The sequence below is a fragment of the Thermodesulfobium sp. 4217-1 genome (genome assembly GCF_039822205.1).
Lineage (GTDB): Bacteria > Thermodesulfobiota > Thermodesulfobiia > Thermodesulfobiales > Thermodesulfobiaceae > Thermodesulfobium.
Window position 1 is genome coordinate 40,321 of sequence record NZ_JBAGBW010000015.1, and the last position, 10,303, is coordinate 50,623.

Annotated in this window: 10 protein-coding genes; 1 reads left to right on the plus strand and 9 read right to left on the minus strand. The window is 40.7% G+C overall.

Features of this window, described 5'->3' with window-relative positions:
• Positions 1-42 precede the first annotated feature (42 nt).
• The 8 genes from tgt to V4762_RS06815 all read right to left on the minus strand — a co-directional run bounded on the left by tgt (position 43) and on the right by V4762_RS06815 (position 8,797).
• Complete coding sequence (gene tgt / locus V4762_RS06780; protein WP_347315029.1) at positions 43-1,143, minus strand: tRNA guanosine(34) transglycosylase Tgt; 1,101 nt, start codon at positions 1,141-1,143, stop codon at positions 43-45.
• Positions 1,136-1,942 (minus strand): TIGR00282 family metallophosphoesterase, encoded by an 807-nt coding sequence (locus V4762_RS06785; RefSeq protein ID WP_347315030.1) that lies wholly within the window; start codon positions 1,940-1,942, stop codon positions 1,136-1,138. Before V4762_RS06785 ends, tgt begins: the two co-directional genes overlap by 8 nt.
• Positions 1,939-3,486 (minus strand): ribonuclease Y, encoded by a 1,548-nt coding sequence (gene rny / locus V4762_RS06790; protein WP_347315031.1) that lies wholly within the window; start codon positions 3,484-3,486, stop codon positions 1,939-1,941. The genes V4762_RS06785 and rny overlap by 4 nt, the downstream gene beginning before the upstream one ends.
• A gap of 72 nt (positions 3,487-3,558) precedes the next feature.
• Positions 3,559-4,593: a recombinase RecA gene (gene recA / locus V4762_RS06795; protein ID WP_347315032.1), complete on the minus strand. Its 1,035-nt coding sequence runs from the start codon at positions 4,591-4,593 to the stop codon at positions 3,559-3,561.
• An 89-nt stretch (positions 4,594-4,682) separates the two neighbouring features.
• Complete coding sequence (locus tag V4762_RS06800; protein ID WP_347315033.1) at positions 4,683-5,999, minus strand: phosphohexomutase domain-containing protein; 1,317 nt, start codon at positions 5,997-5,999, stop codon at positions 4,683-4,685.
• Positions 6,000-6,020: 21 nt separating this feature from the next.
• Positions 6,021-7,094: a polysaccharide deacetylase family protein gene (locus V4762_RS06805; protein WP_347315034.1), complete on the minus strand. Its 1,074-nt coding sequence runs from the start codon at positions 7,092-7,094 to the stop codon at positions 6,021-6,023.
• A gap of 84 nt (positions 7,095-7,178) precedes the next feature.
• Positions 7,179-8,462: a diaminopimelate decarboxylase gene (gene lysA / locus V4762_RS06810; protein ID WP_347315035.1), complete on the minus strand. Its 1,284-nt coding sequence runs from the start codon at positions 8,460-8,462 to the stop codon at positions 7,179-7,181.
• Positions 8,459-8,797: a P-II family nitrogen regulator gene (locus V4762_RS06815; protein WP_347315036.1), complete on the minus strand. Its 339-nt coding sequence runs from the start codon at positions 8,795-8,797 to the stop codon at positions 8,459-8,461. Before V4762_RS06815 ends, lysA begins: the two co-directional genes overlap by 4 nt.
• Before the next feature lie 115 nt (positions 8,798-8,912).
• Between V4762_RS06815 and V4762_RS06820 the strand changes: the two genes are divergently transcribed.
• Positions 8,913-9,362 (plus strand): tRNA (cytidine(34)-2'-O)-methyltransferase, encoded by a 450-nt coding sequence (locus tag V4762_RS06820; RefSeq protein WP_347315037.1) that lies wholly within the window; start codon positions 8,913-8,915, stop codon positions 9,360-9,362.
• Here the strand turns inward: V4762_RS06820 and V4762_RS06825 are convergent, their stop codons facing one another.
• Positions 9,363-9,902 (minus strand): HNH endonuclease, encoded by a 540-nt coding sequence (locus V4762_RS06825; RefSeq protein WP_347315038.1) that lies wholly within the window; start codon positions 9,900-9,902, stop codon positions 9,363-9,365. It lies immediately after the preceding gene.
• Positions 9,903-10,303 lie beyond the last annotated feature (401 nt).

Sequence of the window (10,303 nt, forward strand, 5' to 3'; positions counted from 1 at the left end):
CCAACTCCTTTCAAACTAATTTTCAAAAACAAAAACTCTATTTCACGAATTCAAGGCGTTCACGGTCTTGAAGAGAACGGTCAAATTGTGGATGCTAAGCAATGTTTTTCCAAGTATTTCATCGCAGAGAAACAGATGCCTTATATATGCCCTTGAAAAATTTCTACACGCGTAACAATCACAACCCTCATCCAAAGGAGATGCGTCTTCCTTGAATCTCTTGTTAGATATATTGATCCTCTCTCCATTATACAAAAATGCGCTAGCATGCCTTGCAAGTCTGGTAGGAAACACAGAATCAAACATATCTATGCCCATTTTTATATATGTCAATATACCCGATCCAGCACCCATAAGATATCGTGGCTTGTCTTCTGGAATCACCTCAAGAGTAGCCGCAAGAACCTCTCTGGTCAGTGATGGATCCTCTCCCATTGAAAGACCTCCGATAGCCAGACCGTCTACTCCAAGGGATAGCAGTGCCTGAGCACACTCCTGCCTTAGCTTAAAGTTCATACCGCCCTGCACAACTCCAAAAAAGAGCTGCCCAGGATTTCTCTCTACCTTAATAGATCGCTCGGCGAACTTCAGAGTCCTAATAAGCGACTCTTCTTCTCTCCTTGCATTGCAAGGATATTCTGGACACTCGTCTAAAAATATTGCTATATCGGTATTTAGTTTCTTCTGTATGTGAAGAACCTTTTCAGGCGTAAGATAAATCTCTTTTCCATCCAGAACCGATCTAAAAAATACGCCCTCATCGCTGATCTTTCTGTGGCTTGAAAGGCTAAAGACCTGATACCCGCCAGAGTCTGTCAGTATAAGGCCGTCCCAATTCATAAACTTGTGAAGGCCCCCTAACTTGTCTATCACTTCCTCGCCAGGTCTCTCGTGCAGGTGATATGTGTTTGAAAGTATCATCTCAAAGCCTATCTCTTTAAGTTGAGATGGGGTAAGAGCCCTTACCGTTCCTCTTGTAGCTACAGGCATAAAAAGTGGGGTCTTAGCAGTCTTGCCCCTAATATTTAATTTACCCAGCCTTACATTGTTTACTGGCGAACGGTGAAAAATAGTATTAGATGAATCAATCTGAGCAACATTTGGGTCCTTAACTGTCTTATAAAGTGATTTTTCTTCAATCATTTATAAGGGTTTCTCCTTCGCTACACATTTTTTCTGGATAAAAGACCCTCTCGATTGATTTAGCCCTGCCTCTTTCGTCTACATCGATACAAACAGCTTGAAGTTGTGGGTCGATCACCTCTACCTCAAACTTTTTCGGTATATAAGTTAAAAATTTTTGTATTATAGAGTCTTTTTTAAAGCCAATAATCCCGGCAGTTGAGCCAGTCATGCCCACATCGGTAACATAAGCGGTTTTATTTGGGAGAATTTTGCAATCGGCAGTCGGCACATGGGTATGCGTGCCAACCACAGCGCTAGCCCTTCCATCCAAATAGCAGCCAAGAGCGTTTTTTTCGGAAGTGGCCTCAGCATGAAAGTCGACAATTACGATATCGCATTCTTTTTTTATCTCTGAATATAAGGAGTCAAAAGACCTAAATGGACAGTCAACAGGCTGCATAAATACCCTGCCAAGGAGGTTAATCACCGCAACATTGCCTAATTTTGAATTAAAAATACCATAGCCAGAACCTACCACGTTAGGAGGCAAATTAGCAGGCCTTATAACCTTATTGTGCAATAGGACCTGCTCACCGTCTCTCTTATCGAAGGTATGGTTGCCCATTGTAAAGCAATCTATATCCAACTGCAATAATTCTTCCAATACCTTATTCGTAATGCCAAATCCGCCAGCAGCATTTTCAGCATTTACTATTATAAAGTCATATTTCGACCTAAGATCGAAGTTTTTAAAGGCATCTTTCAGTATCTGCCTTCCAGATCTGCCTACAATATCGCCTACGAACAAGATTTTCATTTAGCATATTCTACCGATCTGATCTCTCTTACTACAGAAACCTTTATCTCTCCTGGATAGTCAAGAGATTCCTCAATCCTTTTTGCCATATCCCTTGCAAGCTTTTGCGTCATAAGATCGTCAACTTGATCGGGCTTTACTATGACCCTTATCTCCCTGCCTGCCTGTATCGCAAAGCACTTATCAATGCCTTCAAATGAAAGCGCGATCTTTTCAAGATTTTCCAGTCTCTTTATATAGGTCTCAAGGGACTCTCTCCTTGCCCCTGGCCTTGATGCAGAAATAGCATCAGCAGCCTGAACCAAAACAGCCTCCAGGCTCGTCGGTTCAACTTCGGCATGGTGGGCTGCAATCATATTTACCACAAGTGAATTCTCTTTATATTTTTTTGCAAGATCGGCTCCTATAATTGCATGCGAACCCTCCATCTCAAAGTCCACAGCCTTGCCTATATCGTGTAAGAGCCCGCCCCTCTTGGATAGCGTAGAGTCAAGTCCCAGCTCTGAGGCCATTATGCCTGCAAGGTGGGCAACCTCTATAGAGTGCTGGTATATGTTTTGACCGTAGCTAGTCCTAAATTTCAATCTGCCTATCAGTTTTACGATCTCTGGATGGAAATTCGGTATCCCCATTTCAAGACAGACAGCTTCACCATATTCTTTTATCTCCTGATCGAGTTCTTTTCTGGATTTTTCTACGGTCTCTTCAATTCTCCCGGGGTGTATTCTGCCATCCAATATTAGCTTATCAAGAGATCTCCTTGCGATCTCTCTTCTGATTGGATCGAAGCTGGATATAGTAACCGCCTCAGGCGTATCGTCAATTATAAGCTCTACTCCTGTCTCAGCTTCAAACGAACGTATATTTCTGCCCTCTCGACCGATAATTCTTCCCTTCATATCGTCGGTAGGCAAGGTTACCACAGAAACAGTAGACTCCATGGTGTGGTCGACTGCGCACCTCTGGATCGCCAATGACAGTATTTCCCTTGATTTTTTCTCAGATTCCTCTTTTATCTTTGTCTGAGCTTCTTTTATCTTGTTTGCAATCTCTACATCAAGATCTTTCTCTACCTCAGCCAGCAATATATTCCTTGCCTCATCAGAAGTAAGCCCAGATATCCTCTCAATCTCAATAGATCTTTCCTGTACAAGATTCTCAAGCTTTGATTTTAATTCATCAATTTGGAGCTTTCTCTGAGTGATCTGCTCCTCTTTTTTTTCGAGATTCTCAAGCTTTCTCTCAAGATTCTCTTCCTTGCGAAGGAGTCTTTGTTCGAGCCTGTTTACCTCTATTCTTCTTTCTTTTATTTCTCTTTCCGCCTCAGATTTTAACCTTATGGATTCATCTTTGGCTTCGAGAAGTATCTCCTTTTTTCTGCTCTCAGCTTCTTTTATGTTATTCTGGAGAACTTCCTTGGCTTCCTTGCTCAATTTCTCGGCTTCCAACCTTAGCTCTTGAGTCTTTTTGTACAAATAATATATAACTGCAACGCCAATTATTATCAGTATTATCAGAATTAATGTCAACAAAACGTGTTCCACTTAAGGTATCACCCCTTTCACTTTATCTTAAAGTTAATCTTTTAATCAATCAATTACATCAAAAATCATAAGTTACTGTTCTTTTTCACCGCTTGCAGGCTTCGCCTCTGGCTCGAAATAGGTTCTCACAGCAAGCATAATCTCATTTCTGAGATCCTCATTCTCGTCCAGGAGAGTCCTTGAGGCATCCTTGCCCTGTCCCATTCTCAGCTCCTTGAAATAATAAAAACTCCCGCTTCTAGTTATAAAACCTAAATTTAGAGCTGTTTCAAACAGATCAGTTGTTCTATCTATCCCCTGACCATAGATTAAAATTAGCTCTGTTTCTTTAAATGGTGGAGCCAGCTTATTTTTTACAATCTTAATTCTCATCTTCGCGCCAATAATCTCACCAGCCGAACTCTTTATGGCCTCGCCTCTTCTGACCTCAATCCTCATAGAAGAATAGAACTTCAGAGCCCTGCCGCCAGGAGTAACCTCAATGGGACCAGAGGAGTAACCTGTGCTCACCTTTTCTCTTAACTGGTTAATAAAAACACATGCAGTTCTCGACTTATTCACAGTTCCCGTCAGCTTTCTCAAGGCCTGAGACATCAGCCTTGCCTGCAGGGCTATTGTTACGTCGCCCATCTCGCCTTCAAGCTCTGACTTCGGTATAAGGGCGGCTACAGAATCGACCACCACAATAGCAACTGCATTGCTCCTTACAAGGGTATCTGCTATCTCAAGAGCCTCCTCACCAGTCGTAGGCTGGGATATAAGAAGACTTTTAAGGTTTACACCTATTCTTTCTGCATAATAAACGTCTAAGGCATGTTCGGCGTCAATGAAGGCAGCTACTCCTCCAGCCTTTTGCGCCTCTGCAATGGTATGAAGGGCTACAGTGGTCTTACCAGAACCCTCAGGTCCATATATCTCAATAATTCTTCCCCTGGGAAGTCCACCAATGCCCGAAATAATATCGATAGCCATAGAACCAGAGCTAATAAAATCTACTTTTGGAGGTTCGGCCTCACCCAACCTCATTATTGAGCCCTTGCCAAACCTACGCTCTATTTGAGCTATTGCAGAATCGATACTCTTTTCCTGATCTGTCTTCTCTGCCATCTTAAACTATCCTCCTAATGAGTTTTTCCTAAACGCTTCTAAAAGAAGATAAACACAACTTGGTAGATAAGCTCTCTAATGCTCACAAACTAGCTGCTAACTGTTTTAAATTCTTTATTTTCTATCATGTTGCAAATCTCCTCGCAAATTAAATTTGCCTCTTCGAGATTCTTGCACTCCACCATAACCCTTACAATAGGTTCGGTGCCAGATGGCCTTACCACTATCCTGCCATCAAAATTCTTTTTTAGCTCTTCAATCTTTTCGACCAATTCACGGCTCAATGACGGGATTCTTGATTCCAGTTTTATGCTCTTCATAATCTGATGATGTCTCTTAAACAGGTTTAATTTTTTAAGTCCAAGTTCGTGAACGCTTCTTAGCAGATAGATTGCAGCTATCATCCCATCTCCGCACAGTTCATTGCTTATGATTACGTGTCCGCTAGTCTCTGCACCGAGAAGGGCTCCTTTTTCTTTCATCATGTTATATACGTTCTTGTCGCCCACGTTTGACCTATAAAAAGTAATATTTTCCCTTTTAAGAAATTCTTCAAGGCCCCTATTCGTCATAACAGTTCCTACCACAGAAAAATTCCTTTTGCCCATTACTACCTTCAACCACAAGGAAAGCACAGCAAGAAAATCATCTCCGTCTACCACGTTCCCCTTATCATCGCAGGCTATTACCCTATCACCATCTCCATCAAAGGCGAATCCGATTGTCGAGGGCTTATTTAGACCCCTGCTCAGATCGCAAATAACCTCAGGGTGAGTACTTCCGCAATTTAGATTTATATTGTAACCATCAGGATAACAACCCGCAGTATACAAAAAATCTGGATGCAAAAAGTTAAAAAGCTCAGGCGCATACTGAGTGGTAGATCCGTTGGCACAATCTAAAACAATTCCCCTGATGATTATCCCTCTTGATCTCTCTTTTAGATAATTAAGGTAAATGTCAGTAAACTTCTTATCCTCATAAATTCTTGCTGGGGGTTCTTCTGCAAAATCAGAATTTACAAAGCTCTCCACACAGGCCTCTTCATCAGGACTCAATTTAAGTCCGCCCTTTGAAAAAAGTTTTATGCCATTGTCAGCAGCCAGATTGTGAGAAGCAGTTATCATAACCCCTGCGCATTCTCTATAAGAACACAGATATTGAAGCCCTGGCGTGGTTATCACGCCCAAACTTATGACATCAACCCCCTGAGAGCTAAGTCCTGCAGAAATAGCCGACTCTATCATATCTCCAGAGAACCTCGTATCTTTTCCAAGTAAAACGGGCAAACCAGGTAGATTTCTTCTTAGATAGAAACCAAATGCCCTGCTTACATCAAAGGAAAGATTAGCACTTAACTCTGAGCCAATCTTCCCTCTTATGCCATCTGTACCAAAAAGTGCCAAATCAGTTCCTCCTAAAAATTTTCATAAACTTTCAAAACCGTATCCTTTTGATTTCATAATAGGCAAAACCACATCAAGAGCCTGTATAGTCTTCAAAAGGCCCTGATGTCCAAGAAACACATTTCCATCCTTCAAACCAGAAAGATATGAGCTTGCTATCTGCTCTCTGGTAGTTTCTTTTCTGTAATCTGCAGTATTGACGTTCCACCAGGCTACTTTTAGCCCCAGGTCTTTTACGAGATTTTCCTTCTGACTGTCAAGATCCCCGCCAGGAGGTCTAAACCACTTGATATTAGACATATCTAAACCCGCATCCTTAAAGGTGGTGGTTTCAAGGGTAATCTCTTCCTTTGCCTTAAGGTTGTCCAATTTGTTAAAGTTAAAGTGATCCTCTGAATGGTAACCTATTTCAATACCCCAGTCCTGCAAGATCTTGCCTACATACGGTCTTACTTCCAACATCTTGCCTACAAGAAAAAAGGTGGCATGGCCATAATGTCTTACCAGATCAGCAAGGAGCAAGGAATACAAGGGGAATGGTCCGTCGTCAAATGTCAAAAATACCTTTTTCTGGCCCTGTTTTATAGGAGGTGCCTGTTCTACCTTGCCAAATGGGTCCTTGCCCTTGTAATAAGGCTTGCCCTTGTTCCAAGACCAGTAGTAGCCACAGTCTGCAAGAGGCTCGCTATCCTTGAATGCGCTGTGCGTAGAAAGCGCGGTAAATAGCTCACCGTATCCATATTTATATGGGGCAGGCCTCTCTATAAAGCTTATCTCGACAAAATCAAGACCTGGTATGGCGAACAAAGAAGTAAATATCTTTTTTGATTCCGACTCAAAAGATACGTCGCTCTGCGGACTCACCTTCAAGGCCACCCATGCCCCTGTAATGTAGCCATTCGATGCCGACTGAACGTCAAGAACGTCGCCCGTTAACTTTGACTTTATTTGGCTTGTAATGTTATCTGTATTTAGTTTATCTACCTGCGCAAAGGATACGTGCTCGACTCTATGAGAAAAATGCCAAAAAAGAGCGCCTGCGACAATAAGGATCAAAATAGCGGGTATAACAATCTTTATATTTAAAAATTTCATAGAAACTCCCTTCTAATTTCTTACAGATACCCAAAAAGTAACACTTATTTTAACACCTGATAAAAAATCAATTATAAATTAATTTTACACATCCAGAGAAACGATATCCTCATACGTCTCCCTTTTTACTAAAAGACTGTCTTTTCCATCTTCCACCATCACCATGGCAGGACGGCCAAACCTATTATAATTGCTCGCCATAGAGTAGTTGTATGCGCCAGTAGTGAAAACTATTAGTAAATCGTCAATTTCTACCTCAGGCAGAGATATTTTTTCTACCAGCATATCTCCCGATTCACAAAACCTGCCCACTATCTTGACTTCCAGGACATTCTCGGTCTTGGCGTCAAGCTCTGCATGATATTTGGCCCTATATAGAGCATATCTTGGATTATCAGCCATTCCGCCATCCACAGACACATACGGCAAAAAACCGTCAATTTTTTTGACAGATCCTACCCTATATACGGTTATCCCGGAAGGACCTGCTATAGATCTCCCTGGCTCGACAGTAAACGCTATATCTTTCATTCCGTGCTTGTCCATATTCTTATTTATCTCAGAAGATATTTCTCTTATGAAGTCTTCAATAGAGGCAGGAGAGTCTTCCTCTGTATACACCACTCCAAATCCTCCTCCAAGATTTATATTCTTTACGTCAATCCCCTCATCGCTGAGCTTCTTTGCAAAGTCAAACATCACATCTACCAGCTCAACATATGGCTTGGGATCAAAGATCTGAGAGCCGATGTGAGCATGGATGCCCTTGAACTCTACACCATCAATATTTGACAGCTCCTTTGCGGCAGACAAAGCATCTGTCCCAACAGGGAAGCCAAACTTCGAGTCTATTTTGCCTGTTTTTATAAATTCGTGCGTGTGAGCCTCTATGCCAGGAGAAACCCTTATCATACAGGGGATGTGGTTATATTTAAACGATAGTTTTCTTATCTTTTCAATTTCAGAAAAGCCGTCGACCACGATATAGCCGACTCCTGACTTTATGGCAAAATCTAACTCTTCAAAGGACTTGTTATTTCCGTGAAAATATATTCTTTTCGTATCAAATCCTGCCCTGATAGCTGTATAGAGCTCTCCTCCAGACACCACGTCAAGCCACATATCCAGATCCCTTAACTTTTTCAGAAAGCCAGCCACACAAAGAGACTTCCCTGCAAAGGCTATCCTTGACTCAAACGGAAGGTATTTCTTGAAGCTTTCTTTAAAAGTCTCAACTCTTGACTTTATAGTCTGAGCACACATTATATATAAGGGGGTAGAATATTTTTCTGATAACTCTTTTACACTTATGCCACCAATATAACAAGACTTGCCTCTTCTCTCAAATGTTTGGGGATATGCCTTCAAACAGCTGCCTCCCCTCTCTCCTCTGTTCTAATTCTTATGACCTCATCTATTGAGCTAATAAATATCTTGCCATCTCCAACCTCACCTGTTCTTGCAGAGTCTACGATAGTTTGAACCACGCCTTCCACTTCATCCTCTGGAATTACAACTTCTATCTTTATTTTTGACAAAAGATCTACCACGTATTCAGAACCTCTATACCTCTCAGTATGTCCTCTTTGACGCCCATAGCCCTTTACCTCTGTAATTGTCATGCCCATAACGCCCATCTCTGTAAGGGCAGCTTTAACTTCATCAAGTTTATAAGGTCTAATAATAGCTTCTATCTTTTTCATAATTATAGCCCAGTCGGGCTCACCTCCTTAAATATTAAAGATCCTAATATTTTACTATACTATGTAGAATAGTATAAAGTATCAAAAATGAAAAATGAAGGAGTCATATCATAGGATGAAGATAATATTGGTTGAGCCTGAAATTCCACAAAACACTGGAAACATAGGCAGACTTTGTGTAGCAGCAGGGGTTTCTCTGGTTGTAGTAGGCCCCACAGGATTTTTAATTGATGACAAAAGGTTAAAGCGCGCTGGAATGGACTATTGGGAGCACCTTGACTTTACATTTTATCCGACTTTTGAAGAGGCAAAGCCCAATTTTGACACAGAAAATTTGCTTCTTTTCTCTCCTTCGGGTAAAAATATTTATACAAAGGGGACTTATTCTAAAGATAGCCTTATCGTTTTTGGCAAAGAAAGCACAGGCTTGGATGAGAGGATACTCAATGAGTTTGAAGACAAGACATACTTCATACCAATGAATAAAGAAGCAAGATCGCTAAATCTCTCAAATAGCGTCGCAATAGCCCTTTACGAGGCTCTAAGACAGATAGAAAAATGGTAGCTAAGAGAGATATCTCTCAGGGATGTATTTTATCCATTCATGATATTGACTTTTTGCACACCTGATAATATCCAATAAGTTGGAGGGAATTTTGGGCCTCTTCGGACGTCTAAAGAGAATCATATTTGCCTCTTCAGGGGTCTTGTTACCCTTTTTCAGGTTGCATGCCTGACAGGCGGCTACTACATTTTCCCATGAAAGATCCCCACCTCTGGATTTCGGTATCACGTGATCTACAGTTAAATTTGCAGATTTTTTGCCACAATATTGGCATGTATTCTGATCTCTTGCTATTATGTTTCTTCTGGTAAGAGCGACATCTTTATATGGCAAAAATATATTCCTATCGAGCCTTATCACGCAAGGCAGCCTTATATCTTCTCTTAAAAAGTGGCCATTGTATTCAATAACCTCTGCCTTTTTCTTCCAAACGAGCAAAAAGCCCCTTTTCCAGGAACTCACTCCCAGAGGATAAAATGAAGAGTTCAAAACTAAAACCTTTTCATCAGAAAGCCCCTTTTTCGTAAGGAAAACTATCACCCCTCAAAAGATTAATGTAATTCTAATAAGACTCTAATGATTATAGCACGGCACAGTGTTAATATTATGTTAATACTTAGGTTACTTTTTCGAACCTTGAGAAAAGATAACATATAAGAAAAAGAGAGCCAACAAGATACGAAATAGATTCGAAGCAATTTTTATAGAATTTAGCATCCTAAGTTTGTAGTTTTCTAACATAGCTTAATTATATCAGCTTCTAGCAAACTATACACAAGAGTTTGGAATCAAGAGAGATAGATAACAAATGTCGTTTATTGTGTGTGTTATAATATGAGAATATAATATAAGAATAATTGCTTGATTGACACTTGACAAAGGTGTATAATGTTTAATTATTTGAAATATTCTGTCAACTTTGACAACTGAATATTGTTTTG